We start from the raw sequence: 26,988 nt of genomic DNA on the forward strand, positions 1-26,988 counted from the left end.
AATGTGAAAGGGTGAAAACCCTTTTTTATCACCTTATTTAAGGGAAAAGCCAATGATTTGATAAATTGGCATCTGCCTGACATGGATGAATGAATAAAAAAGTGATATAATAGTTTTTTGTTGATGAATGATTGAAAATATAAGCTTGAAAAACCTATGAAGAAATTGCGTTACTAACAAGTCTCGTAATGAAAAAACAAATAAAAGATGACGTCATATACTGTCATACAGGTAGACGATTGGTGGAGGTTCGCTTTATGACTGCTTACCATTTTGTGGGAATTAAAGGGTCGGGTATGAGTGCTCTTGCACAAATACTGCATGATATGAATATTGAAGTGCAGGGTTCCGATTACGAAAAAGAATTTTTTACACAATTGGCATTAGAAAAAGCCGGGATTAAAATCCTTCCTTTCAACGAGGAAAATATTCAACCTGGAATGACCATCATTGCAGGAAATGCTTTTCCGGATAGTCATCCGGAAATCGTGAAGGCAAAAGAACTTGATTTGCCGATCATCCGTTATCACCGTTTCCTAGGTGATTTCATGAAAAACTTCATCAGCGTGGCGGTTACGGGAGCGCATGGTAAAACATCGACGACCGGCTTACTTGCCCATGTGATGGGGGGCGCTAAACCGACATCCTTCTTGATTGGGGATGGAACAGGTAAAGGAATCGTGAATTCTGATTACTTCGTATTCGAAGCATGTGAATATCGCCGTCATTTCCTTTCCTATTATCCGGATTATGCAATCATGACGAATATCGATTTTGATCATCCTGATTATTATGCCAATGTCGAAGACGTGTTCGAGGCTTTCCAAACGATGGCCCTTCAAGTCAACAAAGGCATCATTGCGTGCGGGGATGATGAACATTTACCACATATTCAGGCGAAAGTACCGGTTATTTTTTACGGATTTGCAGAAGGAAATGATTTTCAAGCGAAAAATGTTTCCGTCACTCCGGATGGCACGACTTTTGATGTGCATGTAAGGAACAATTACTATGATACATTCACTATTCCTACTTTTGGAAAGCATAATGTGTTGAATGCACTTGGTGTCATTGCACTTTGTAAATATGAAAACTTGGATACGGAAGCTGTGAAAGCCCAATTGCGGACTTTTGGAGGAGTTAAACGCCGGTTCTCAGAAAAGGAAATCGGAAGCCAGATCATCATTGATGATTATGCACATCATCCGACCGAGATCTCTGCAACTGTCGACTCGGCGCGTCAGAAATATCCAGAGCGTGAAGTTGTTGCGGTATTCCAACCGCATACTTTCTCGAGAACTCAGGCATTCCTTGATGAATTCGCCGACAGCTTGAATTTGGCCGACAAAGTATACTTATGTGAAATTTTTGGATCTGCTCGTGAAAATCAAGGGAAGTTATCGATTGAAGATCTTCAAGATAAGATTCCCGGTGCCGAGCTGATTACGGAGAATACAACATCAATATTGCAAAATCATGAAAACAGTGTCGTGTTATTCATGGGTGCGGGGGACATTCAAAAGTTCCAAGCTGCCTATGAGCATTCACTGCAGGTAAAATAAAAAAACGATCGACCCGTTAGAGCGGGTCGGTCGTTTTTTATTGGTTTTTACGTTATTTTAAATTTTCTGGATTTAAATTTTCCAGTTCAGGTATAACGAATCGTCCGTCCTTACGTATCAAGACGTCATCAAAATGAATTTCCCCGCCGCCATATTCAGGACGCTGAATATTGACCAGGTCCCAGTGAATGTCTGAATGGTTTCCGTTAAAGGCATCATCATAGCATTGTCCGGGAGTGAAATGAAAACTTCCATCAATTTTTTCATCAAAGAGGATATCTTGCATCGGGTGTAGAATATAAGGATTTACACCAATTGCAAATTCACCGACATATCGTGCGCCTTCATCAGTATCAAAAATTTTGTTGATGCGTTCCGTATCATTCGCAACCGCTTCAACGATTTTTCCATCCTTGAATGTCAACTTCACGTTTTCAAAAGTAAAACCCTGATAAGGGGACGGAGTATTATACGAAATCACTCCATTGATGGAATCTTTAACCGGAGCCGTATATACTTCACCGTCAGGAATGTTCAGCTCACCCGCACATTTGATGGCTTTAATGTCTTTGATGGAGAAGGTTAGATCCGTACCGGGCCCAGTTAAGCGGACCTTATCCGTTTTATCCATCAATTCAACAAGGTTGTCCATTGCTGCGCTCATTTTGCCATAGTCGAGGTTGCAGACTTCGAAATAAAAATCTTCGAATGCTTCTGTGCTCATTTTGGCTAATTGGGCCATTGAATTTGTCGGGTAGCGAAGTACGACCCATTTTGTTTTTGGCACGCGGATATTTCTATGTACTTTACCGACTGTCTGTCCATGAATCGCCATCTTCTCTGAAGGGACATCGGATTGTTCATTGATATTATCCCCGGCACGAAGCCCGATATAAGCATCCATCTGGTTCATTACGTTTGCTTCAAACTCACCCATCAGCTTGTACTGTTCTTCTTTGGCACCCATCAGCAAGGCACGATCCACTTGGTGATCCTTTAAAAGGACGAATGGGTAACCACCTGCTGCATAGGCTTCATTCACAAGTGCGTTAACAAGCTCACGCTGCAATCCGAAGTTTTCTATCAAGATTTTTTCACCTTTTTGAAGCTTCACGGAATAATTGATTAAGTTTTTGGCCAATGTACCAATTCTGGGATCTTTCATAAAAAATACCTCCATTGTTTAAATTCGACTTATCTTTTCTATCATACCCGATTTCCTGCCATAAGTGTCACCCATGAATTTCACCGAAGAACTGGATGGAGACAACAATATTTCCAGATTAGGGTTTGATAGGGTATATTGAAAAAATAAATACGTTTATAATACTAGGGAAGGGGTAATTAATATCTAACAGCTATTAAATAAGTCGAATTTTTTCGGAGGTGTTCCAATGGAGATTATTTTATACGTAAGTGCTGCTGTTGCAGCGATCGCTTTTTTGGTACTTGTCATTTTCCTGACAAAGGTACTGACATCACTTCAAACTACCCTGGACAGTGTGGCCCGGACGCTGACAGGATTAGAGAGCCAAATGCAAGGCATAACGCTGGAAACTACTCAGTTATTACATAAAACGAATACGTTGGCTGAAGATTTGCAGCATAAGTCAGAAAACCTGAACACTGTGGTGGATGCCGTGAAGGATGTAGGTACATCCATCTCTAGCTTCAATTCTTCCATCCAAAAGGTTTCCCATAAAGTGCAGGCTGAGATTGATAATAATCAAGACCGAATCTCACAAATTGTACAATGGAGCAATGTAGCCATGGAGATAAGGGACAAATGGAAGTCCAGAAGCAAACAGGCCGCCCCGACCCCAACCGAAAGGGCGGAATTAGAAAGGGAAGCGCTGGAAACAGATAACCTGCCTAAAAAAAGGTTTTTACGTTCCAGATCTTAAAAGCTAGTTAAAAAAATGAACTTAAAATTGAAAGGGGAATGTATTATGACTCAAAAAGAATTCGCGACAAAGGAATATCAGAAATCATATGAGGACGAACGCGACTCGATCAATTCGAAGGACTTTATGATTGGCGCCTTGATCGGCGGGATGATCGGAGCGGCTACAGCATTGTTCATGGCCCCGAAAGCAGGCAAGGAATTAAGGAATGACTTCAATGAACAAGCTAAAAACATTTCAGAGAAAACAGAAAGATTAAGACAAACGGCGATGGAAAAAGGTGCATCCCTTGCTGATACTGCAAAAGAGAAAACGAGCTCTGTCACGGAAATCGTTTCCAATAAATCTTCAAATATCGTCAATAAAGTGAAAAACCTAAAAACGGGTAAAGAAAACGGCGACGCTGCTGATGATACGACGAATTCGAGCAATAAGGATATAGATGTAACCGGAACTTCCGATTCTCCTATCGTATCCGTCGAAACGAACTTTGCTACCGGCAATGATTCGGCAAATAATCCTGCCGATCCTACAAGCGGAAACAAGAATGCGGCAAAATTAAAGCTAGATGAAGCGAAAAAGGCATTTGATGAAACAGAGAATAATCTAAAGAAATAATATTCTTGAATTCCTTTAATGGGGATGAAGGGGCATAAAGGGACGAAGAATAAGGCGGTGAAGTGCTTCGATGGCTTCATCGCCTTTTTGATGGTAAAATTTATATGGACAAGGAAAGGAGACTGTATTATGGTCATGAGCAAAATCGAAACAGAAGAACAATTCAATGAGCTTCTAAAAGAGGATACATTCCTGCTTTTCAAGCATAGCGTAACATGCCCGGTCAGCGCTGAAGCATTTGAACAATATGAGAGGTACATTTTAGAGAATGCACAAATTAAAACGGCCTATTTAGCCGTTCAGGAAGCTCGTCCACTATCCAATTATGTGGCAGAAACATTTGATATCAAACATCAATCACCTCAGGCCATCCTTTTTAAAAATGGAAAACCGGCCTGGAATGAGTCTCATTGGCGTATTACATATGATTCATTGAGCAAGGCCATCACTGAATGAATCATGAAGGCCGGATCCCTTTGGCAAGGGTTCCGGCCTTTTATTATTTCCATAGGATTTTTAAACGATCTCCAGGGGAAACCTTTCTTTAAAGGCCCTTCCTGTTCAAGTGGCAGCCGATTTGATCATGGTCCAATGCTCTTTGAGATAAAATATCAATTAAATGATAGCTTTCTTGTTCTATTTCCAATATAATGCCTACAACGGATTGTTCCAATATTCAGTCTAAATCGTTTTTCCTGCATGTGTAACACCTGATTTTATGTATTTATAACTTTAATGCTTAAAAGCGTTTAATTATTAAAGAAAAATATCGTGACATTTATGGGCACTTCCTTTATAATTGATTTAATCATACATGAAATATTCTAAATTTTTCATTGATAATACAATCGGGGTGGATGTTCGAGGATCCAGATGGGATTTTTTTAGTTTGAGTCCGCTGAACCGATTTCTATTTTAAAAAACGAAGGGATGGATTTGTAATGAGCAACAAAGAGCTTGATGGACTTCGTAATCAACTGGATGATGTGAACCTTCAGTTATTACATCTTATTAATCAACGTGCTGAACTTGTACAGGAAATTGGTCGCGTTAAAGAAAAACAAGGTGTAAACCGTTACGATCCGGTCCGTGAAAGAACAATGCTGGATCTTATCGAAGCCAATAATCAAGGACCGCTTGATCTTGGTTCGATTAAACATATTTTCAAAGAAATCTTTAAATTGGGCTTGGAGCTACAAAAAGATGATCAGAAGAAAACGCTTCTTGTATCGAGAAAACAAAAGGCTGAAGACACGATCATCAACATTAAAGGTGAATTGGTCGGTAACGGGATCCCTAGCTTCGTTTTCGGACCTTGTGCCGTTGAATCTTATGAACAGACAGCTGCGGTGGCGGAAGTCATTAAAGCTAAAGGTTTGAAATTGATGCGCGGCGGTGCATTTAAGCCACGTACATCTCCATATGACTTCCAAGGGCTTGGTTTGGAAGGGTTACAAATACTTAAACGTGTTGCTGATGAATACGGCTTGGCTGTAATCAGTGAAATCGTGAGTGCCAATGATATCGAAGCGGCGATCGATCATATCGATGTCATCCAAATCGGGGCGCGCAACATGCAAAACTTCGACTTGCTAAAAGCGGCAGGTGCTGTAAATAAACCAGTTCTTTTAAAACGTGGACTGGCTGCAACGATTGAAGAGTTCATTCATGCAGCGGAATACATCATGTCGCAGGGCAATGGTAACATCATTCTTTGTGAGCGCGGTATCCGTACTTACGAAAAAGCAACAAGAAATACACTTGATATCTCTGCTGTACCGATTTTAAAGCAAGAAACTCATTTACCGGTCATGGTTGATGTAACGCATTCAACTGGACGTCGCGATCTTCTGCTCCCTACGGCTAAAGCGGCTCTTGCAATCGGTGCTGACGGTGTTATGGCTGAAGTGCATCCAGATCCTTCCGTTGCTTTATCAGATTCTGCACAGCAAATGGACTTCAAACAATTTGATGAATTCTACGAAGAAATTAAACGTTTGAACTGGGTAACTGTATAAGCTAAGAAAGTCTTTAAATGATTTAATTTCAGCCCTTACCAACTTGGCAAGGGCTTTTTTTAATGGTAAAATACTAGTTTTTGCAGAAAAAGCTTCGAAATGAGCACTATTGGATTGCAGGAAAGATTCGACTATCGTATGATAAATAACAAGAATGAGAACTGTTCGGAAGATTGAGTCATACATAAAGTGATATCTATGTGAATTTTATACTTGAATAGGGTATTGAATATTTGACTGAGAAGAGAGTAGGACTGCATTTTTTGTTAGGCAGATCGTTCCTAAAATAATCTTCCTTATAGAGAAAAACGCATAAAAGATTATTTTCCGAAATAATTCGGGTCTTTTATGGGGAAAATGAAAGAAATGGAGGAATGGATGAATGAATAATATAACCATTTATGATGTGGCGCGTGAGGCGAATGTTTCCATGGCCACCGTTTCCCGCGTAGTTAACGGGAATCCAAATGTAAAGCCTGCAACAAGGAAGAAAGTTTCAGATGTAATTGAGAAGTTAGGGTACCGTCCCAATGCAGTGGCAAGAGGACTTGCCTCAAAGAAAACGACTACAGTCGGGGTCATCATCCCGGATATCTCAAGCATCTTTTTTGCTGAATTGGCGCGGGGCATAGAAGATATAGCCACCATGTATAAATACAATATCATTCTAAGCAGTTCTGATGAGAATATAGATAAGGAATTCCATTTGCTGAATACGATGCTTGGAAAACAAGTGGATGGTATCGTATTCATGGGCGGCAACATTTCTGATGAGCATGTCAAAGAGTTTAAGAATTCACCTGTTCCAATCGTTCTGGCAGGTTCGGTGGATGAAAGCGGACAAGTTCCATCGGTCAATATTGATTATGAGGCGGCGGCATTCGACGCAGTGACCTTCTTCGCTAAAAAAGGCCACAAGCATATCGCTTTTGTAAGCGGAAACCCTTCCGCGCTGATTAATGAAATGAAATTGACTGGTTATAAACGAGGATTGAAAGAAGCTGGGCTTTCATTTGATGAAAGTTATGTCGTTGAAGGTGATTATACATATGATTCAGGAATTGAATCTTTTGAAAAGTACCTGGAAGCTGAAGACAGACCGACAGCATTCATCGCCGGTGCTGATGAAATGGCGCTTGGAATTGTCCATGCCGCTCAGGACAAAGGGTTTAATGTACCGGAAGACTTTGAAGTGATCAGCTTCGATAACACGAGATTGACTTTGATGGTGCGTCCGCAAATCACGACGATCGTTCAACCTTTATATGATATTGGTGCGGTTGCGATGAGGCTTCTTACAAAGTTGATGAATAAAGAACAAGTGGAGGAAGGTCTTGAAAAAGTGATCCTGCCACATCGGATTGAAAACCGTCAATCAACGAAATAAAACTGGTTTGGAGAGTGTCCTGAGGGCACTCTCTTTTTGTTCCTCAAATGGTTGCCCGAACAAAAAAGATCGTTTTTCAACGATCTTTTGGTTAACTTTGTTCATTGCTTTTCGTTGTTTGCCTGGAAGACCTGATGGGATAAAGGACCTTTTCAAGCGTCAGGGCATTCTTCTCGGTAATTTCAGGCTTCCTCGGAATGGGTTCATATATATCCTCCATGTCATCCCATTCATTCGGCAGGGGAACAGGGGACTCAGGCTGCCAGCAATCGAGCCATTCCTTTGATAGGGGACCTGATATATCATTATTCGTCATTTCAAGCCAGACCCTCGCCCAAGCCCTCGGGACGACGCGCCATATATCATATCCGCCGCCGCCCACTGCAATCCACCGTCCTTCGCAATACTTATGGGCCATTTCGTGGGCCAGCTTTGGTATTTCCCTATAAATCTTCATGGTGGCTGATAAGTGGGTGAGCGGATCGTAATAATGGGAGTCGGCTCCGTTTTGCGTTAATATGACATCCGGTTTGAAGAATTCAATGACCTCTTTAAAGGAAGCCCTGTAGCATTCGAGCCAGGATTCATCTTCAGTGAACGCATCGACCGGGATGTTGAATGAATAGCCGTAGCCTTTTCCCTGGCCCCGCTCGTTAATATTGCCGGTGCCGGGAAATAAGTAGCGCCCCGTTTCATGAATGGATAGGGTGCATACATCGGGATCATCATAAAATGACCATTGGACTCCATCACCATGATGTGCATCGGTATCGACATACAAGACACGCGCCCCATATTTTTTTTGCAGGTATTTAATCGCGACCGAACTATCGTTGTAAATGCAAAAGCCCGAGGCTTTCCCGCGGAAACCGTGATGCAGGCCGCCGCCAAGATTAAGTGCGTGCAGGGACTGACCGGTCATGACTGCATCCACAGCTGTCAAGGTACCGCCTACAAGCAAGGCACTTGCTTCGTGCATTTTGGGGAAGATAGGGGTATCCTCCGTTCCTAGCCCATAATTTACAGCCTTTTCAGGGGGGAGCTTTCCCTGGCCTGCCAATCTGACAGCGTTTACATAATGGTGATCATGAATCAGTTCCAATTCTGCATCGGTTGCCATTCTGGGCTTGATAATTTGATCATCATTGATGGCATGGTGTTTTTTTAATAAATCAAGCGTGAGTTTAAGTCGTTTTTGATTGAATGGATGCTCATCGTTGAATTTGTAGGTAAGGAGTTCATCCGAATAAACGAAAAGGGATATATCATTCATGTGAAATCCCCGGTAGGCTAGGCCATAAAACGGTATAGCCTTCTTTCTTCAAATCCTCCACCACCATAAATGGATTCATCGTCTGTACACGAATTACAAGAATTTTATAGTCTGTTCCATTTTTTTCAGGATAAACAAGGGTGCTCAGGATATTCGTATTGCGCCTTTTAAAAATATGGGCAATATCATGGAGGGAACCTGCCTTATCCGGGATTCTGATTTCGATTTGGGAACCGGGCTGATTGACTCCAGTCAACTCAACGTATGAATGAAGTAAATCAGAACCGGTTATGATGCCCACTAACTTCCTCCCCTTTACGATTGGAAGGCAGCTGATATTGTTATCACAGAAAACAGCCCCGATTTCTTCCACGAAATCCAGCGGGTGCCCCGTGATTATTTCCGTTTTCATGATGCTTGACAGTGGTTTTTGTAAATCATTTTTGTATTCTTCGGTACGGAATATAGAAGGGGCAGCATCCCGAATATCACGGTCGCTGACTAATCCCACAAGTTGAAAGCTGTCATCGACAATGGGGATATGGCGAATTCGCTTCTCCTTGATGATCAAGACAGCGCTATGGATTGTATCCGTTGGAGTGAGGGTGATAATATCCTCATTCATTATTGTTTCAACAATCATTTTCCTTCCTCCTCTTACTCGCCTCTTTAATACATAAACCGATTCATAAAACGCAATTGGTCGAATTTCTGGATGGATTCCGGCGGGACCCTTTTGCCAATACGGGCCATCAGGCAGTTGGCCGGGTGGGAACTGATTTCAGGATCATCTGTTGCAAAGTAGACCAAACCACCGGCACTCATCATTTTTTCCATGACCTTGCGATAGTCCCAAATATTCAGCCCTGTCCCTTTCAGATCCCAATGCCAATAGTATTCAGTGGTGATGATGATGAAGTCTTCAACCGAATCGTCTTCCATGGAAAGGCGGATTAGGTTCTTCCCGACGGAGGCACCCCGGTATTTAGGGATGACCTCGATTGCACCAAGCTCAATCAGGTCCTCCATCTTGATTTCAGACCAGCGCTCCAATGGATCGGGATATAAGTAAGTTACATAACCCACGATTGTTTCATTTTCACGGGCGATAAAGATCCTGCCCTCAGGCAAGTCTGCAATCTCTATTAACGCTTTATGCTGCAAAGCAGGCGGGCGAAAGGCGACCAAGTCTTCGTGAAACTCATAAGCGGACATTCTTTCTCCGCTTAACGGCCCCTCGATGATGAGTGTTCCGCTTAATGTCTGCAGTTCCTTAGTGTAAAAGGTCTTACTATATTCCATTCTTTCACCACCCTTGTTATATAGTAATCTTACACTCTCGCATTCCGGAGTATACGAAGCATTTCTTTTAAAAACTGACCGAATGGAAAGCTTACATAAATTATACATGAAAAAGAGGGGCATCATTCAGAAAGTTCAAGGCGCTTTTGTTACAGTGCTTCTTCTTTCACGGCCATCATATGGATTCACCTTAACCATAACAATATACCAGTAACTTTCAAAATTCACCAAGAAGGGATTTCCCTAATATGGAAGTGGTTAATATTTTAAAAATTGAGATAATTTGATTCTTATACTATAATAAAAATATAGAACCGAATGAAGGGGGAGTTTGTCGTATGGATGTGAAAGCGTTGCCAGTAGTGGAAGGTAATTTTAATTTAAAGAATTATGATGAAAAATACAAGAAGTTTGACTGGTCTGAGACGGAAAAGGAATTCTCCTGGTCTGAAACCGGTAAAGTGAATCTTGCATATGAAGCCATTGACCGCCATGTCGAAACATACAAAAAGAATAAAGTGGCCCTTTATTACAAAGACGATAAAAGAAATGAAAAGTATACATTCAAGGAAATGAAAGAGTATACGAATCAAGCGGCCAATGTGTTCAAGAACATTGCCAATGTGGAAAAAGGAGATCGTGTTTTCATCTTCATGCCTCGCTCCCCGGAGCTTTATTTTGCATTGTTGGGCGCGATTAAAACGGGTGCTGTCGTAGGGCCGTTGTTCGAAGCCTTCATGGAAGGCGCCATAAGGGACCGTCTTGAAGATAGTGAGGCAAGTGTGATAGTGACGACACCTGAACTTTTGCCGCGTGTCCCGGTGGATGAATTACCCCATTTAAAGCATATTTTCTTGGTGGGGGAAAATATAAAAGAAGAAGGAAAGTACCATGACTTCAATAAAAAATTAAAAGAAGCCGACAAAAAATTCGAAATTGAATGGGTGGATCGGAATGACGGTCTGATTCTTCACTACACCTCAGGTTCCACAGGTAAACCAAAAGGAGTGCTGCACGTTCATAATGCGATGATCCAGCATTATCAAACGGCAAGATGGGTCCTTGATTTGCAGGATGAGGACGTGTATTGGTGCACAGCGGACCCTGGATGGGTGACAGGGACGTCTTACGGGATATTTGGACCTTGGCTGACAGGGACCTCGAATGTCATTGTAGGCGGGCGGTTCAAGCCTGAATCCTGGTACAAGACCTTGGAGGACTTTGGTGTCACGGTATGGTATAGTGCCCCGACTGCCTTCAGGATGCTGATGGGCGCAGGTGACGAAATCGTTAAGCGGTTCGATTTGAGGTCTCTCCGCCATATATTAAGTGTCGGTGAACCGTTGAACCCGGAAGTGGTGCGCTGGGGAATGAAGGTATTCAATCACCGTATCCATGATACATGGTGGATGACGGAGACCGGGGCGCAGGTCATCTGCAATTATCCTTGCCTGGAAATCAAACCGGGTTCGATGGGCAAACCGATTCCAGGTGTGAAGGCGGCAATAGTGGATGATCAAGGTAACGAGCTTCCGCCGCATAGAATGGGGAACCTTGCCATCAAGAAAGGCTGGCCTTCGATGATGAAGACCGTCTGGAAGAATGAAGCGAAATATGAATCTTACTTTATGCCAGGTGATTGGTATGTTTCAGGAGATTCCGCATATATGGATGAAGATGGTTATTTCTGGTTCCAAGGCCGTGTGGATGATGTCATCATGACGGCAGGGGAGAGGGTCGGACCTTTCGAAGTGGAAAGCAAATTGGTCGAGCATCCAGCCGTAGCCGAAGCGGGGGTCATCGGTAAGCCGGACCCGGTTCGGGGGGAGATTATCAAAGCGTTCATCGCCCTTCGTGATGGATACGAGGCAAACGATGAATTGATTGAGGAAATTCGTACATTTGTAAAGCATGGTCTAGCGGCACATGCGGCACCTCGTGAAATTGAATTCAGGGATAAACTTCCTAAAACAAGAAGCGGCAAAATCATGCGCCGTGTCCTGAAAGCTTGGGAACTTGATCTGCCAACGGGTGATTTATCATCGATGGAGGATTGAGAAACTGAGTCATTATTGAAAAGGAAAAAGGCATCCATGGTCACTTCCGTGGATGCCTTTTTGTAGATTATAAGGAAATAGGCTGTCGGGGGTAACCGACAGCCTGTTTTAGTTCAAGAAAGAGTGTCATTCTTCCTCTTCTTCAGCTTTATCCGTGTCTTGCTCTTTATCATTGACTGTGTCTTGCTCTTTGTCGGTCTCTTGTTTTTCTTGATCTGTATTTTCTTTGTTTTGCTGCTCTTTGTCTTGTGCTGGCTCTTTATCTTTATCCGTTTGCGTTTCTTTTACTGGTTCTTTTTCTTTCTCTTTATCTGAAGCGTTCTCTTCTTTTGAGTCTGATTTTTTATCTTCGTTAGCTAATTTATCTTTTCCACGATCATCTTTAGTTTTTGTGGAATCTTCTTTTGAACCTGTCTTTTTAGCGCCGCTTTCAACACGTTGAGAAGGGGCCGATTCTTTACCGACTATGTCTACGGCCGTTACGTAATAGGAACCGCCAGAGCCGACTTTGTAAACAAGATTCTCCCCAGCATTGATGCTCGCCACTTTCTTGCCGTCTTTATAGACACGATAACCGACGACATCTCCTTCATCATGCAAGCCCCATGTAATCTTATCGTTACCGATCGTTATGGATAGGGGATCTGGTGCCTTGCCATTATCATTCAATTTCGCTGTCGCGCCGACGACATTTCCTGATTTTTCGGCTCCAGGAATCACGGATCCCGGGTCATCGACATATTTCAATCCGATATCTGCAAAGGAATCGGGATTCAACATGAACCCGCCGCTTGTGAATTCGCCAGGCGTTTGCGGAAGGGCTGCGTAGCGTTTACTGCCGACTGATACATATTGTCCATCTATGAAACTATCATCTGCCTTGGTTGGAGCATATTTGGCGATGAATAAATCCGATTTGACAAGCCCGGCCTTTTGGCATGAACTTGAAGGCAGCAGTCCTGAAACGCCACAGAAGGAACGGCTGACAATTCCGCCCGGCATTTCAAATCGCTTATCGGGGTCGATGAGTTTAGGATCGACTTTGTATGCGGCATTGATCAGATCTGCCCAATAATACATATTACGTTTATTATATTCCAGACCATTGTAGGTCCCTTGCAAGGATTTCGGTGTGTCATATCCGAGCCATGTACCGAATGATACATTTGGATTGGTTGCGACGAACCAAGCGTCCGAATAGTTTTGGGAAGTTCCGGTCTTACCTGCCCAATCACTTGAGAAAGCAAGTCGGTTCCTGACCGAAGCGGCCGTCCCGCTGTTTACGACATCACGCATCATATCAAGCGTCAGGTAAGCAGCTTGCGGAGAAAATACTTCCACTGGTTTCGCTTTATGTTCATAGATGACTTTGCCATCTTTTGATACGATTTTATCGATCATATAAGCATCGATGAATTCCCCTGAATTGGCAAATGTGCCAAATGCATTGACGTTCTCTTCAACGGTTACACCTTTTGACATAGCTCCCAGTGACATGGCTGCATTAGAGTAATCTTCTTTCGTCACTGTGGTGAAGCCCATTTTTTCCAAATAGGAAGCTGGACCTTGGTTGATGATTTTCATGTAAAAGAGCGCTGCCGGGATGTTATAGGAATTCTTCAGTGCTTCACGGGCTGTCGTTACCCCCGTATAGCTTCCGCCGCCATAGTTTCCTGGACGCCACATTTTTCCTGCTGGAATGGAAATGGGTACGTTGGCCGATACGCTTCCAGGTGAGATCTTTCCTAACTCGATTCCTGGGCCATACACGAGCAGCGGCTTCATCGTTGATCCGTTCGATCGCAGTGATGCGGTGGCATGGTTCGTCTGTTCCCGCTTGAAATCACGGCCACCTACGAAACTGATGATTTTTCCTGTTTTATTTTCGATGAGAATGGCCCCGGCTTCAACGGGCTCACTCACCGTTTTCATTTCTTTCGTATCAGGATCGACGACTTGTGCCGTCTTATCGTATCCGTAATTCGGATAGTTTTTCGTCACTTCCTGCATCTTGTCATAAATCTTTTTATCGATTGTCGTATAGATCTGATAGCCGTTTTGACGCAGCTTACGATCGGCAAGTGCTAGATATTGAGCTTTTAAATCATCATTCTTTAAATCTTTCTCTTCATACCCATCATCTTTTGCCAGACTGACAGATAGGATTTCGATGGAGCGTTTTTCGATTTCATAGGTGAGCCATGGATATTTCTCGGATGGCATCTCCGTTTTACCGATAAAGTCTTTTGTTATGTCGTATGCGACTGCTTTATCATATTCTTCTTTTGTTATGTATCCGTTACTATACATCCGCTTTAAAACGGTTTTCATCCGGTTGATGCCGGGCTCTTGATTTTCTTTCAGTTTTCCTTTCTGGGTATACGGTGTATAACCGAAAGGGCTTTGCGGCAATCCAGCGATAAAGGCTGATTGGGGCAGTGTCAGATCTTTGGCCTCCACGCCAAAAATACCTTCAGCGGCAGACTCGACACCAGCGATGTTACGGCCTGAAGAGTTTCGCCCCAAAGTAGAGACGTTTAAGTAGGTTTCCAAAATCTCTTCTTTTTCAAAGAACTTTTCGACCCGGAGCGCAAGCAGGATTTCTTTTGCTTTTCGTTCAAATGATACTTCGTTGGTGAGGACCTGGTTTTTAATGAGCTGCTGTGTTAATGTACTTCCTCCCGATTGGACGGTTGCATTCGAAAATTCCTGGTATATCGCACGCAGGATGGCTTTCGGGACAACGCCGTCATGCTCATAAAAATACTCATCTTCTGTAGCGATGACTGCATTTTTTAGATGCTCGGAAACTTTATCGATGGACACTTCTTCACGTTCAAGGTCACTCTTAAGCTTGCCCAAGTATACTTCATCTGCAAAGTATACTTCAGAGGTCTCTTCATAATTGTAAATGTCTTTTTTCAAATCTTCTTTTGAGCGCACTGGCTCATCATTGACGAGGGCAGCGAAATAGCCGGCTCCGACGCCGCCGGCGAATGAGAATCCTAGGATCCCGACAATAATGAGGATCAGTGTTAAATTCCAAATGACTTGGTATGTAACCCGTGCATTCTTATGTGTTTTTTCACTTTGGAAAAAACGGGTCAGCTGCTTCCAGACTGTTTGAAATCTATCTTTTTGATTATTATTCATCGTATCATACCCCCTGAAATCACATATATTATAGCATATAACAGGTAGGGGAAAGGGATCTTTCTTATTTTTCTATAATCTGTAAGGGTGATGTTGACAAGGATTCTTATGTATGATAAAAGTTTATTAACAACAATAAAATGATTAAATGATCGCGATGATAGGACCCAGTAGTCAGACTATCCCTGTTTCAGAGAGCCGGTGGTTAGTGGAAATCGGTACAAATGGTATGATGAATTACTTCCTGGAGCATTTGCTGTGAAATGATTAGTAGCAGGAAACGGCTGACGACCGTTATTCGTCTTGAGCGGAGGGCATGTTATGTCCTCAAGTTGGGTGGTACCGCGAATTCATTCGTCCCTTCATATTTATGAAGGGGCGTTTTTGTGTGCTTTTTGCGGTTTTTTTCTAAGATGGAGGAGGAATATTTAATGGAATTGCTTAAAGACCTCGAGTGGAGAGGAATTATTTATCAACAAACGGATGAAGAAGGTTTTAAGAACCTTTTGGAAAAAGAGAAAATTTCTTTATACTGTGGTGTCGATCCAACTGCGGATAGTATGCACATCGGTCATCTATTGCCATTTTTGACATTGCGCCGTTTCCAGCAGCACGGTCATCGTCCCCTTGTACTGGTAGGCGGTGCGACAGGACTTATCGGTGATCCAAGCGGTAAAAAAGAGGAACGTCAGCTGCAAACGCTGGAAAAAGTGCTTTATAATGCAGACTGCATAAAAGGGCAGCTGTCCCACATCTTTGAATTCGACGGTGAAAATGGTGCGGTCATGGTCAATAACTATGACTGGATAGGCAAAATCGATATGGTTACATTTTTGCGTGATTACGGGAAATACATCGGCATTAACTACATGCTGGCAAAAGATACGGTTGCTTCCCGCTTGGATACGGGAATTTCCTTTACTGAATTTGCTTACACGATCTTACAAGGAATTGATTTCGGCCATTTATACAGCAATTACGACTGTAAATTGCAAATTGGCGGCAGTGATCAATGGGGCAACATTACGACCGGCCTTGAAATGATCAGGAAATCCAATGATGAGAATGCCAAAGCATTCGGTATGACGATCCCGCTTGTAACGAAAGCGGATGGAACGAAATTCGGTAAAACGGAAGGCGGAGCGATTTGGCTTGACCCGGAAAAAACGACTCCGTATGAATTTTACCAATTCTGGATCAATACAGCGGATGCTGATGTCGTAAAATACCTGAAATTCTTCACGTTCCTATCTCGTGAGGCGATAGAAGAGTTGGAGCAATCCGTACAAAATGAACCGCATTTGCGTAAAGCGCAAAAAGCTTTAGGGGAAGAAATGACCCGTTTGATTCATGGTCAGGAAGCTCTTGACCAGGCAATCAAAATCTCTGCCGCCCTATTCAGCGGTGAGGTGAAGAATTTAAGTGCAGCGGAAATCAAATTGGGCTTTAAAGATGTCCCTAGCTTCGAACGTGAAAGCAAGGAAGATATCGGTTTGGTCGATTTAATCGTTGAAGCGAAAATTTCGCCATCAAAGCGTCAAGCACGTGAAGATATTCAGAACGGGGCAATCTCCATAAATGGGGAGAAAGTGACCGATCTGCAATATGTAGTGACGGAAGCTGCCAAGATTGAAGGGGAGTTCATCCTCGTTCGTCGCGGCAAAAAGAAATACACATTAGTGAAATGATTGTCCAAGGCCCGGCTGGATCTCAGCCGGGCTTTGTCATGCAGGGGTGTTTAAGTGCAAAAAAAAACCCCATCCAAGGATGGGGTTTTTGAAGTTATTAACGAGAGTAGAACTCAACGATAAGAGCTTCGTTAATTTCAGCAGGCAATTCAGAACGTTCTGGTAAACGAGTGAAAGTACCTTCTAATTTCTCAGCATCGAAAGTAAGGAAATCAGGAACGAAGTTAGTTGCTTCAACTGATTCTTTAATGATTGAGAAGTTGCGTGATTTTTCACGAACTGAGATTGTTTGTCCAAGAGACACTTTGTAAGATGGAATGTCTACGCGGCTTCCGTCTACAGTGATGTGACCATGGTTAACAAGTTGACGTGCTTGACGACGTGTACGAGCTAAACCAAGACGGTAAACTAGGTTGTCAAGACGTGATTCAAGAAGAACCATGAAGTTTTCACCATGTACACCTTTAAGTTTGCCAGCGCGGTCGAACATTGTGCGGAATTGACGTTCAGTGATTCCGTACATGTGACGAAGTTTTTGTTTCTCTTGTAGTTGCATTCCGTATTCAGAAATTTTTCTACGTTGGTTAGGACCATGTTGTCCTGGAGCATAAGGGCGTTTTTCTAATTCTTTACCAGTACCTGTTAGGGAAATTCCTAAACGACGGGATAGTTTCCAGCTTGGGCCAGTATAACGAGCCATAGGATGACTCCTCCTTTAAATGTTTTTATTTTGGTAAAATAAAAACCGTGTGAATGTACGATTATGACCATTTTGTTTTCATGTACCTTCGCCCTAGCAGCAGAGGGTTACGAGATACACCTCTGTATTGAGGAACAAAATGAGAACATAAAGGCTGTCACATAGGCTGCAATATTTTACACAAAGAGTATTGTATAATATTCTGCTCAATGAGTCAAGGAGAGTTGTGAATAATTAAGGAGTAGATAAAGAGAATGGCAGCAGGTATTTAAAACATGCAATTTTTAGTGAGGTTTTTCCACCGTAAGCGTTATGATGAGAGAATGAATACATGGAGAAAAATATCAAATGGCCGATGAGGCGTTGTATTTTGCGAAGAATTCAAGAAGGACTGGGTACAAGTACATGGGTCCTATAAAGTTAAAGGGAGCAGGCAAGGATTGCCGCTCCCTTTAACTTTATAGATGCCTGGAAAGGATTTCAGCGAACTTCTCAAGTCCTTGCTGATCCATTTCGTCAAAACGGTCCGTGACCGGGCTGTCGATATCGAGGACACCGATCAAATTGCCATCCTTCATGAGCGGTATGACAATTTCAGATCTTGATGCCGCATCACAGGCGATATGTCCAGGAAATTGGTGGACATCCTCTATGCGCAGGGTTTTTTCAGTCGCCGCTGAAGTCCCGCAAACGCCCCTGCCCATTGGAATGCGGACGCAGGCTGGAAGACCCTGGAAGGGTCCTAGAATTAATTGGCCTTCTTCGTATAAATAGAAGCCGACCCAGTTAATCTCATCAAGAAACTGATTGAGTAAAGCTGCCGCATTGCTTAAATTGGCTATCCGGTTCTTTTCATCTTCTATTAAGGCAAGAAGCTGCTTTTGGACCAAATCATAGTTATTTTCTTTTTTTCCTTGATACATTTCGACATTAAACAAAAGCGTTCACCTGTCTTCCGCATATTTTTACAGCACTTTCTAATCATGTTGCTTTATTGTAGGGAAATTGTCGAGAACTTACTAAAGGATTCAGGCTCTTCCGTGAAGAAGTAGTCCATAAGACTTGTCTCAAAGAAAGCGAGGGATTGCCTGAATGAATCGCCAGACGCCAACGAAACAAGCCATTGTGGAAGCTGCATTGCATTTATTTCATTTAAAAGGCTATCATGCTACATCCATACGGGATATTGCGAATAAAGCCAAAGTGAACGCTGCAAATATTGCCTACTATTTCAAGAATAAGCAGGGGTTGCTTGAATTCTGTTTCACTTCCTATTTAGAAGAGTATATCCTGGTCCTTGAGACGAACATGACATTGCTGGAACTTAAAGGCCCGCAGCATTGCTTGATGAATCTTGTAAAGGATATTCTCGCTTTCCAGAGGGAAAACTTCCTTGCTGCACGGTTCATATATGGGGAATCTTCGCTCGATTCCAATTTAAATCGCGAAATTCATTCGACTTATTTTACAAAGGAAAAGTCTTATTTTCAATATATTTTGGAACAGGGGATCAAGAGCAGGAGTTTCCAGCAGGTCTCGGTTCCCATGTATATGCTGCAGTTGAAGGGTTTATTGACGGCCCCTGTCCTGCATACCCATTATGCGATGGATGTGCTTCATGTGTTCCCTCAGGAAGAATATTATACGAATATTTATGCCAATGAAGTCGGACGTTTTTTGCAGGATACCCTTTTCATAGACTTGCAGCCACTGTTAGCCGGCCGGAGCTGAAGTGTATACATGAATTACCCATTGAACCCTTCAATCAGTGCCTGATGGCCCTGACCCAAATCCTTAGCCTGATGTGCATCGGATCCGTAAATAAGCGGAATGCCGAGATCGAAAGCACGCTTTGCAAACCGTTCAGGAGGGTATGGTTCACCGCATAGCGGCTTTACATGCCCGGCTCCATTATAATCTAGTTCATACCTTTGTTCTTTGATCATGTCGAGCACCTTGTAAACCCGGTCGTCAAAACTAGAAGCCGGCGGATATCGATGCTGGAATTTATGGACAAGCGTAATATGCCCGATTCGTTTTGGTTTATAAATGCCTAAATCCGTTGTTATTGATTTTTCCAGTGTATCGAAATATTTGGCATAAACCGATTCGACTGAACCTAGTTCATTGGCAATCTCACCAAACCCATTTTCGCTGAAATCGATGCAGTGCCAACTGCTTTGATGCTTGATGAAGTGGACGGAAAGTATACTATCATCCAGGAATTCTCCGATTTCGTCGAGGAATTCTTTTGTTTCTTTTTCATAACCCTCTATAAAGTCAACCTCCAGACCTGTTTTGATCAGGATTTTGTCTTTATGGCGTTCTTTCAGTACGCGGAGCTCTTGAAAGTAATCCAGGAGCAGGGCAGCGTCCATGCCGCTGTCTTTTTCAGGCGTAGGATCTTGAAAATTTCGTGGCAATGGAGCATGTTCCGTAAATGTGATTTCCTTTAATCCTAGCTCGATTCCCCGCGTAATATATTCAACGAATTTATCCGTAGAGCCGTGAGGGCAAAACGGAGTGTGCACATGACCGTCAGCTTTCATGGTCCTTCCCTCCCAAAAAACAGGTATTTGTAGCAATTTTCTACAAAAAAAACATTTTTCTCGTCAAAAATTATTGCTAACATGGTATCATAAAAGCATTAAATTTAACATTTTTTAAAATTGACATATAAACGAGCAAGACTGTAAGGACTAGAACAGGGGGCTTACCATGGATTACATAATTGGGGTAATTGTATTAATTTTGATTTTCATCATTTGGGGTTATTTTTTCAAAAAGAGATATTTTAAAGAAATCGATCGACTGGAATCCTGGAAAATAAGCATCATGCACCGCCCCGTGCTGGAAGAGCTTTCTAAAGTCAAACAATTGAACATGACAGGTGAAACAGAGGAAATGTTCGAGAACTGGCGCATTGAATGGGACGCCATCATTACTGATCATATGCCTGAAGTCGAAGAGCTTTTATTCGATGCCGAGGAATTCGTCGATAAATACCGTTTCAGCCGATCAAAAGAAGTACAGCGCAAAATTACAGTCAAGCTGAATGAAATTGAGGAAATGATCAAAAAGATCTTATACGAACTGAATGAACTCGTAGGCAGTGAGGAAAAAAACCGATTGGAAATTGAGGATATCAAGGAATCCTACCGTCAATTGAAGAAATCCCTGCTTGCACACAGGCATAATTACGGGAAAGCGGCTGATAAGCTGGAAAATACCTTGGATGAAGTATTGCAGATCCTTCAAAAATATGACGAAGAGACCGTGAACGGCAATTATTTGAATGCGAGGGAGCTTGTTCTATCCATTAAGGAAAAATTGGCGGTTCTGTCAGTTAAAATGGAAATGCTCCCGAAATTATTGGTAGATAGCCAATCCGAGCTGCATTCCCAGCTTCAAGAATTGAAGGATGGTTATGAGGAGATGTCAGGACAGGGGTATCTGTTGAGCCATATCCAATTCGAGCAGGAAATATCCCGGCTTGAGGAAGAACTGGAACTATATAAAACACAATTGGAAAATGCCGAAACGGAAGCCGTGGATAAGGGCATTAAAGATATGCGCGAAAGCATTGAGGTGCTTTATGACCTTTTGGAAAAAGAAGTACTGTCTAAGCAGTATATCTTGAAAAATGATGAAGTTCTCAGGAAAACGATTAGTGACCTTGAATATGAAAACGATAAACTTAAAGTTGAAACCATACATGTTCAACACACATATCATCTGACGGAAAACGAGCTCGATGCACAGCGGAAAATGGAAAAGCAGATTGCCCAGATTTCGAAACGCCATCAATTGCTTGTCTTGAAAATGGAGGATAATGTGATGGCAAGCTCCCTTATCAGCGAAGAGATGCAGGGGCTGGCTGTGCAGTTGAAGGAATTACAGGAAAATCAGAAAGATTTTACCATTAAATTACAGGCTTTACGGAAAGATGAAATGGATGCCAGGGATTCACTGGCTGAATTGAAACGTAAAATGGTCGATACTGGACGATTAATTGCAAAAAGCAATATTCCAGGTCTTCCAGAAGAGTATAAAGTGGTGCTTCAGGATGCCAAAGAAAGCATGGATGACGTTCAGGGAAAACTTGAAGAAAAGCCGCTTGACATGGCCGTTGTTTATATTTATTTGGAAAAAGCGGTTCAACAGGTGAATAGGGTCCACGAAAAAGCCCATGAATTGATCGAACATATGTATTTGGCCGAAAAGGTGATCCAATTCGGAAATCGCTATCGAAGCAGTCACGATATGGTTGCCGAGAGCCTTAGGGAAGCCGAAGCGAAATTTAGAAGCTATGAATATCAAGCAGCGTTGGAAACGGCAGCAACGGCCATAGAAAAGGTCGACCCAGGCAGTTTACGAAAAATCGGGGCGAACATAGAAGAAGTCCTTTCCTAAAAAACCCGCCATGGCGGGTTTTTTTCTTTTACCGGACCGACCGCGAATAGACAGGTGGGAAGTTTAAATCATTCTGAGGAATAAAAAGAAGCAATTCTCCTATCATTTATGGACCAGTGTTTTACATTCTCTTTCAAATTCAATTATGTTAATATTAGATGTTGCAACAGCAACATTGAAACTTATATTTAATAGAGTGATCATCATAGATACAAAAACATGGAAGGTGAGCCCATGATTTATTTTGATAATAGTGCAACAACAAAACCATATCCCGAAGTAATCGAATCATTCATGAAGGTTACTTCGGACTATTTCGGCAACCCCTCTTCGCTTCATGGACTTGGGGTGCAATCCGAAAAACTGCTTTCCGCTGCAAGAAAGCAGATCGCTGATTTATTAAAGGTGAAGAGTTCGGAAATATTTTTCACTTCCGGTGGGACGGAAGGAAATAATCTTGCCATTAAAGGGGCCGCCCACTCTCAGGGGAATCGCGGCAAACACATAATCACGACAGCGATTGAACATCCTTCTGTAGAAGATGCATGCCAATCATTGACGAAAATGGGTTATGAGATCACATATCTTCCCGTTAACGAATTTGGGCAAATTGATGTAACGGACCTTAAGGATGCATTGAGGGAGGATACCATTTTGGTTTCCGTCATGCATGTTAATAATGAAGTTGGCTCGATACAGCCGATTGCTGAAATCGGCAAATTGATAAAACAATACCCAAACGTGCTCTTTCATGTCGATAATGTGCAGGGAGCAGGCAAAGTTTCTTTATCATTGCGTGATGCCAATGTGGATTTATGTACAATTTCCGGCCACAAGGTCCACGGCTTGAAGGGGACGGGCATCCTTTATGTTCGTGAAGGCGTTCGGGTCGATCCGCTTTTCCATGGCGGCAACCAAGAAACGAAAATCAGGAGCGGCACCGAAAATGTTGCGGGAATCGTCTCCCTATCGAAGGCCTTGCGTATTAGTATGAACAATCAATTGCTGTATCATGATAAGCTGCAGCAAATCAAAACTTATTTATATAAAGGTTTGAAAGAAATGGACGGGGTGTTGGTTAACAGTCCTGAAAAAGGGGCACCCCATATTGTGAATTTTTCCGTTCCGGGACTTAAATCCGAAGTATTGCTGCATGCACTTGAATCGGAAGGAATATATGTATCGACAACTAGTGCCTGTTCTTCGAAAAAAAGGACGATAAGCAAAACGGTGGATGCAATGTTCCATAATTCGGCTCGTTCCGAAAGCGTCATCCGAATCAGTTCTACCTATGGCAATGAAATGGAAGAAGCAAAGCAAGTTCTGGCGGCGATACAGAAAATAGTCGCTAATTTAGAAAAAATAATGAGGGTTGCAAAATGAAATTTGATCATATAATTATCCGTTATGGAGAAATCTCCACGAAAAAAAGAAACCGTAAAGGCTTTGTAGACAAAATGAAGGCACATATCCGCTGGAGTTTAAAAGATATTGAAGGCGTAGTGCTGACAGCCAACCGGGAGCGGATGTACGTTCTCCTGAACGGTGCGGACCATAAGCCTGTCATTGACCAATTGAAAGGCATTTTTGGAATACAGTCATTAAGCCCTGCGATAAAAATAGAGCGTGATCTGGAAGTGATGAAGACGGCAGCGTTGTATTACCTGAATCATACTCTTGAAGAGGTAAAAACGTTCAAGATCACGACTAAACGCGCGGATAAGGATTTTCCATATAACACCGATGAGATTAACAGGGCAATCGGCGGGCATTTGCTTCGGAATACAGAGGATTTAAAAGTGGATGTAAAGAACCCTGATTTGAACCTGCTAGTGGAAGTGAGACGCGAAGCCGTGTATTTGACAGGTGAAATCATCCAGGGGGCAGGCGGTCTGCCATTCGGGTCAAGTGGAAAGGCGATGCTGATGCTTTCAGGCGGGATTGATAGCCCTGTTGCAGGATTCCTTTCAATGAAACGCGGATTGGACGTGGAAGCGATCCACTTCTACAGCCCACCGTTCACGAGCGAACGTTCACGTCAAAAGGTCATTGATTTGGCGGGCAAGCTTGCCGAAATAAATGGAAGCATGAAAGTGCATATCGTTCCATTTACGGAAATCCAATTATTGATTCAAAAACAAATCCCGGAAAACTACTCAATGACTACTACCCGTCGTTTAATGATGCGGGTCGCCGATCGAATTCGTGAAAAGGAAGAAGCCATGGCACTTGTTACCGGTGAAAGCCTTGGACAGGTTGCTAGCCAGACGATGAGCAGCATGTTTGCCATCAATGAGGTGACGAATACACCGATCCTGCGCCCGCTGATTACCATGGATAAAACGGAAATCATCAAAATTGCAAGAGAGCTTGATACTTTTGAAATATCCAATTTGCCGTACGAAGATTGCTGTACGGTCTTTACGCCGGCAAGCCCAAAAACGAAACCGAAACGTGAAAAGGTCAATTACTATGAAAGCTTCGTCGACTTTGAATCCTTAATCGAAAAGGCGGTCTCCGAAACAGAAATATTGACGGTTAAACCTGGTCAGACTTTCGATAAGGAAGAAACGATGGAAGACTTATTTTAATATCCTGTAATTACCAATAAAATAGTGCGAATGAAGCCATGTGTTTTAACACACTCTATAATCACAAGGAGGTGAAAAACACATGGCAAACAACAACAGCTCAAACGAATTATTGGTACCTGGAGTGGAACAAGCTCTACAACAAATGAAATATGAAATCGCTACAGAATTCGGCGTACAACTTGGTGCCGACACAACATCTCGCGCTAACGGTTCAGTTGGTGGAGAAATCACAAAACGCCTTGTTCAAATGGCTGAACAACAATTAGGCGGAGGCTTCAACAGATAATTTAATAAATATGGCTACAGAGAGCGGGTTTTAACACCCGCTCTCTTCTGTTTGTCGACTTCTTTATACTACATGGTTTATTCCTGTAATTCTTATTGATTGAAGAAATCTGCCGATACTCTGGCTAGCCGTAACCCACTGATGCTTGGCAGAAAGATATCAATTGGAACGTTTTAATAAAAAAACTGCAAGCAAATTCATTTTTCTTCGAGTTTGTCTACAGTCCGCAGAGAGCAGGTTCAACACCCGCTCTCTTTATTTATTTGTAAAAATAAATAGAAATATTAGAGAAGTATCTTGTATAATGAGTAGGTACTAAGAGTTCATAATTGGAGGGGAAGAATATGAAGCGTGAAGACTTATTGGCTCCGGAACATTACAACTTAGTGAGTGAAATGGAACGTTATGCAAAAGATCCAGAAAAAGTTGCCGTACTCTGGGAGAACGAAACCGGAGATAAAAAACAACTTACATATGAGAATTTATTAAAGAGTGCAAATAAAATTGGAAATGCCTTCAAGAAAAAGGGACTGGGTAAAGGTGATACGGTCCTTATCATAATTCCTCGTTTGGTGGAAGCTTATCAAGTGTATTTAGCCGCATTGAAAATTGGCATGATTGTCATACCTTGTTCTGAAATGCTTCGTGCGAAAGACTTGCAGTATCGAGTCAATCATGGTGAGGTCAAAGGAATCATCAGTTATCATGAATATACTCATGAATTGAATGAAATCGAAGGAGCGGAAGGCCTTCTGAAATTCTCAATCGGGAAACGAATCGAAAATTGGCTGGATTTGAATGAGCTTGCCGACGAGGAATCCGATCAGCTGCAATTGGCCGACACGAAGAGTGGGGATATGGCGTTCTTATCGTATACTTCCGGAACGACAGGCAATCCAAAAGGGGTCGTCCATACACATGGCTGGGCTTATGCCCACTTGAAAACGTCTGCTGCAAACTGGCTTGGCATCAGCGAAAATGATGTGGTTTGGGCAACTGCAGGTCCAGGGTGGCAAAAGTGGATCTGGAGTCCTTTCCTTGCGGTTCTAGGAACGGGAGCGACCGGTCTTGCCTATCATGGTAAGTTCGAGGCGAAAAAATATCTTCAGCTGCTTCAGGACTACAAAGTGAATGCATTATGCTGCACACCAACCGAGTATCGATTGATTGCAAAGGTGGATAACCTTGATGACTATGATTTATCCCATCTTCATAGTGCTGTATCAGCGGGAGAACCTTTGAATCAAAAAGTGTTCGAGGTCTTTAAAAACCATTTCCATATTGAAGTGCGTGATGGATATGGACAGACTGAAAACACCCTGTTGGTAGGAGTAACAAAAGGGATGGAAATTAAATTGGGCTCCATGGGCAAACCGACACCGGGCAACCATGTGGAAATCGTTGATGATTCCGGTAAACCTTGTTCTCCTGGCGTAGTGGGGGATATTGCCGTACATGTCGATACACCTGCTCTCTTTAAAGAATATTTTAAAGATCCCGAGCGGACATCGAAGCAATTCCGCGGGGATTATTATATCACTGGCGATCAGGCGAAAAAGGATGAGGATGGTTACTTCTGGTTTGAGGGTCGTTCTGATGATATCATCATCAGCTCGGGATATACGATTGGACCGTTTGAAGTGGAAGATGCACTCGTTAAGCATCCATTTGTTAAAGAGTGTGCCGTTATAGCAAGCCCTGATGAAATAAGGGGAAATGTGGTCAAGGCATATGTCGTATTGATGGAGGATATCGATCCGAACAGCCAAGGCTTGATCCAGACGCTCCAAACGCACGTGAAGGAATTGACTGCCCCATATAAATATCCAAGGAAAATCGAATTTTTAGAAGAGCTGCCCAAAACGACATCAGGTAAAATTAAACGGGTGGATTTACGAAAAAGGGAAGAAGCACTCCTTAACAATTGATTGAAAGCATTACCGTCAGCCCCCACGGCTGACGTTTTTTTATTACACAGAGGTTTGGTTAAAAGCATAAATATGGGAATTCATGATATGAGATGGTACACTTAC

General features: G+C 42.6%; 22 protein-coding genes and 1 other annotated feature. Of the genes, 14 read left to right on the forward strand and 8 right to left on the reverse strand.

The features are described 5' to 3' along the window. Window positions 1-257 precede the first annotated feature (257 nt). The gene (gene murC, locus MPH60_RS02820; RefSeq protein WP_241592548.1) at window positions 258-1,562 is read left to right on the forward strand and encodes a UDP-N-acetylmuramate--L-alanine ligase; all 1,305 of its coding nucleotides are present in this window, start codon (window positions 258-260) and stop codon (window positions 1,560-1,562) included. A gap of 52 nt (window positions 1,563-1,614) precedes the next feature. Here the strand turns inward: murC and MPH60_RS02825 are convergent, their stop codons facing one another. Then, window positions 1,615-2,727, reverse strand: coding sequence for an aminopeptidase (locus MPH60_RS02825; RefSeq protein ID WP_241592546.1), 1,113 nt, complete (start codon window positions 2,725-2,727; stop codon window positions 1,615-1,617). Window positions 2,728-2,956: 229 nt separating this feature from the next. Here MPH60_RS02825 and MPH60_RS02830 point away from each other — a divergent pair, with 229 nt between their 5' ends. The 5 genes from MPH60_RS02830 to ccpA all read left to right on the forward strand — a co-directional run bounded on the left by MPH60_RS02830 (window position 2,957) and on the right by ccpA (window position 7,489). Beyond that, window positions 2,957-3,466 carry a DUF948 domain-containing protein gene (locus tag MPH60_RS02830; protein WP_214748672.1) on the forward strand — a complete coding sequence of 170 codons (510 nt, stop codon included), beginning with the start codon at window positions 2,957-2,959 and terminating at the stop codon, window positions 3,464-3,466. Window positions 3,467-3,511: 45 nt separating this feature from the next. After that, window positions 3,512-4,084 (forward strand): YtxH domain-containing protein, encoded by a 573-nt coding sequence (locus MPH60_RS02835; RefSeq protein WP_241592544.1) that lies wholly within the window; start codon window positions 3,512-3,514, stop codon window positions 4,082-4,084. Between the two features lie 129 nt (window positions 4,085-4,213). Then, window positions 4,214-4,540, forward strand: coding sequence for a bacillithiol system redox-active protein YtxJ (gene ytxJ, locus MPH60_RS02840; RefSeq protein WP_241592541.1), 327 nt, complete (start codon window positions 4,214-4,216; stop codon window positions 4,538-4,540). 485 nt (window positions 4,541-5,025) lie between these two features. Then, the gene (locus MPH60_RS02845; protein ID WP_241592527.1) at window positions 5,026-6,102 is read left to right on the forward strand and encodes a bifunctional 3-deoxy-7-phosphoheptulonate synthase/chorismate mutase; all 1,077 of its coding nucleotides are present in this window, start codon (window positions 5,026-5,028) and stop codon (window positions 6,100-6,102) included. A gap of 382 nt (window positions 6,103-6,484) precedes the next feature. Then, window positions 6,485-7,489 carry a catabolite control protein A gene (gene ccpA, locus MPH60_RS02850; RefSeq protein WP_241592525.1) on the forward strand — a complete coding sequence of 335 codons (1,005 nt, stop codon included), beginning with the start codon at window positions 6,485-6,487 and terminating at the stop codon, window positions 7,487-7,489. Window positions 7,490-7,580: 91 nt separating this feature from the next. On the opposite strand, the gene MPH60_RS02855 is transcribed toward ccpA, so the two are convergent. The 3 genes from MPH60_RS02855 to MPH60_RS02865 are packed head-to-tail and all read right to left on the reverse strand — an operon-like array spanning window position 7,581 to window position 10,064. Beyond that, window positions 7,581-8,762 carry an acetoin utilization protein AcuC gene (locus MPH60_RS02855; protein ID WP_241592508.1) on the reverse strand — a complete coding sequence of 394 codons (1,182 nt, stop codon included), beginning with the start codon at window positions 8,760-8,762 and terminating at the stop codon, window positions 7,581-7,583. Continuing rightward, window positions 8,755-9,405, reverse strand: coding sequence for an acetoin utilization AcuB family protein (locus MPH60_RS02860; RefSeq protein ID WP_214748659.1), 651 nt, complete (start codon window positions 9,403-9,405; stop codon window positions 8,755-8,757). Before MPH60_RS02860 ends, MPH60_RS02855 begins: the two co-directional genes overlap by 8 nt. A gap of 26 nt (window positions 9,406-9,431) precedes the next feature. After that, on the reverse strand, window positions 9,432-10,064 hold the full coding sequence (locus tag MPH60_RS02865) for a GNAT family N-acetyltransferase (RefSeq protein WP_241592506.1): 633 nt from the start codon (window positions 10,062-10,064) through the stop codon (window positions 9,432-9,434). A 338-nt stretch (window positions 10,065-10,402) separates the two neighbouring features. On the opposite strand from MPH60_RS02865, the gene acsA reads away from it, so the two are divergent. Further along, a complete protein-coding gene (gene acsA, locus MPH60_RS02870; RefSeq protein WP_241592504.1) occupies window positions 10,403-12,121 on the forward strand; it encodes an acetate--CoA ligase in 1,719 nt (572 codons plus the stop codon). Between the two features lie 126 nt (window positions 12,122-12,247). Here acsA and MPH60_RS02875 read toward each other — a convergent pair whose 3' ends face one another. After that, a complete protein-coding gene (locus MPH60_RS02875; RefSeq protein WP_241592495.1) occupies window positions 12,248-15,274 on the reverse strand; it encodes a transglycosylase domain-containing protein in 3,027 nt (1,008 codons plus the stop codon). 148 nt (window positions 15,275-15,422) lie between these two features. Further along, window positions 15,423-15,639, forward strand: a binding site (T-box leader). Between the two features lie 66 nt (window positions 15,640-15,705). Here MPH60_RS02875 and tyrS point away from each other — a divergent pair. Next, a complete protein-coding gene (gene tyrS / locus MPH60_RS02880) occupies window positions 15,706-16,962 on the forward strand; it encodes a tyrosine--tRNA ligase (RefSeq protein WP_241592487.1) in 1,257 nt (418 codons plus the stop codon). Window positions 16,963-17,059: 97 nt separating this feature from the next. On the opposite strand, the gene rpsD is transcribed toward tyrS, so the two are convergent. Together rpsD and MPH60_RS02890 are read right to left on the reverse strand one after the other, a co-directional pair. Then, on the reverse strand, window positions 17,060-17,662 hold the full coding sequence (gene rpsD, locus MPH60_RS02885; protein WP_241592485.1) for a 30S ribosomal protein S4: 603 nt from the start codon (window positions 17,660-17,662) through the stop codon (window positions 17,060-17,062). Window positions 17,663-18,120: 458 nt separating this feature from the next. Continuing rightward, window positions 18,121-18,600 carry a GAF domain-containing protein gene (locus MPH60_RS02890; RefSeq protein ID WP_241592483.1) on the reverse strand — a complete coding sequence of 160 codons (480 nt, stop codon included), beginning with the start codon at window positions 18,598-18,600 and terminating at the stop codon, window positions 18,121-18,123. A 154-nt stretch (window positions 18,601-18,754) separates the two neighbouring features. On the opposite strand from MPH60_RS02890, the gene refZ reads away from it, so the two are divergent. Then, window positions 18,755-19,393: a forespore capture DNA-binding protein RefZ gene (gene refZ / locus MPH60_RS02895; protein ID WP_241592481.1), complete on the forward strand. Its 639-nt coding sequence runs from the start codon at window positions 18,755-18,757 to the stop codon at window positions 19,391-19,393. 14 nt (window positions 19,394-19,407) lie between these two features. Here refZ and hisJ read toward each other — a convergent pair whose 3' ends face one another. Continuing rightward, entirely contained in the window at window positions 19,408-20,211 is an 804-nt protein-coding gene (gene hisJ, locus MPH60_RS02900; protein ID WP_241592478.1) for a histidinol-phosphatase HisJ, read from the reverse strand. Between the two features lie 169 nt (window positions 20,212-20,380). On the opposite strand from hisJ, the gene ezrA reads away from it, so the two are divergent. The 5 genes from ezrA to mbcS all read left to right on the forward strand — a co-directional run bounded on the left by ezrA (window position 20,381) and on the right by mbcS (window position 26,883). After that, window positions 20,381-22,075, forward strand: coding sequence for a septation ring formation regulator EzrA (ezrA, locus tag MPH60_RS02905; protein WP_241592476.1), 1,695 nt, complete (start codon window positions 20,381-20,383; stop codon window positions 22,073-22,075). Window positions 22,076-22,309: 234 nt separating this feature from the next. Further along, complete coding sequence (locus tag MPH60_RS02910) at window positions 22,310-23,458, forward strand: cysteine desulfurase family protein (protein WP_241592474.1); 1,149 nt, start codon at window positions 22,310-22,312, stop codon at window positions 23,456-23,458. After that, window positions 23,455-24,666, forward strand: a complete 1,212-nt coding sequence (gene thiI, locus MPH60_RS02915; RefSeq protein ID WP_241592473.1) for a tRNA uracil 4-sulfurtransferase ThiI — start codon at window positions 23,455-23,457, stop codon at window positions 24,664-24,666. The genes MPH60_RS02910 and thiI overlap by 4 nt, the downstream gene beginning before the upstream one ends. A gap of 82 nt (window positions 24,667-24,748) precedes the next feature. Then, window positions 24,749-24,955, forward strand: coding sequence for an alpha/beta-type small acid-soluble spore protein (locus tag MPH60_RS02920; protein WP_034309203.1), 207 nt, complete (start codon window positions 24,749-24,751; stop codon window positions 24,953-24,955). A 344-nt stretch (window positions 24,956-25,299) separates the two neighbouring features. Further along, the gene (gene mbcS, locus MPH60_RS02925) at window positions 25,300-26,883 is read left to right on the forward strand and encodes an acyl-CoA synthetase MbcS (RefSeq protein WP_241592471.1); all 1,584 of its coding nucleotides are present in this window, start codon (window positions 25,300-25,302) and stop codon (window positions 26,881-26,883) included. The last annotated feature ends 105 nt before the right edge of the window (window positions 26,884-26,988 follow it).

This window comes from Peribacillus sp. Aquil_B1 (assembly GCF_022603275.1).
Classification (GTDB): Bacteria; Bacillota; Bacilli; order Bacillales; family DSM-1321; genus Peribacillus.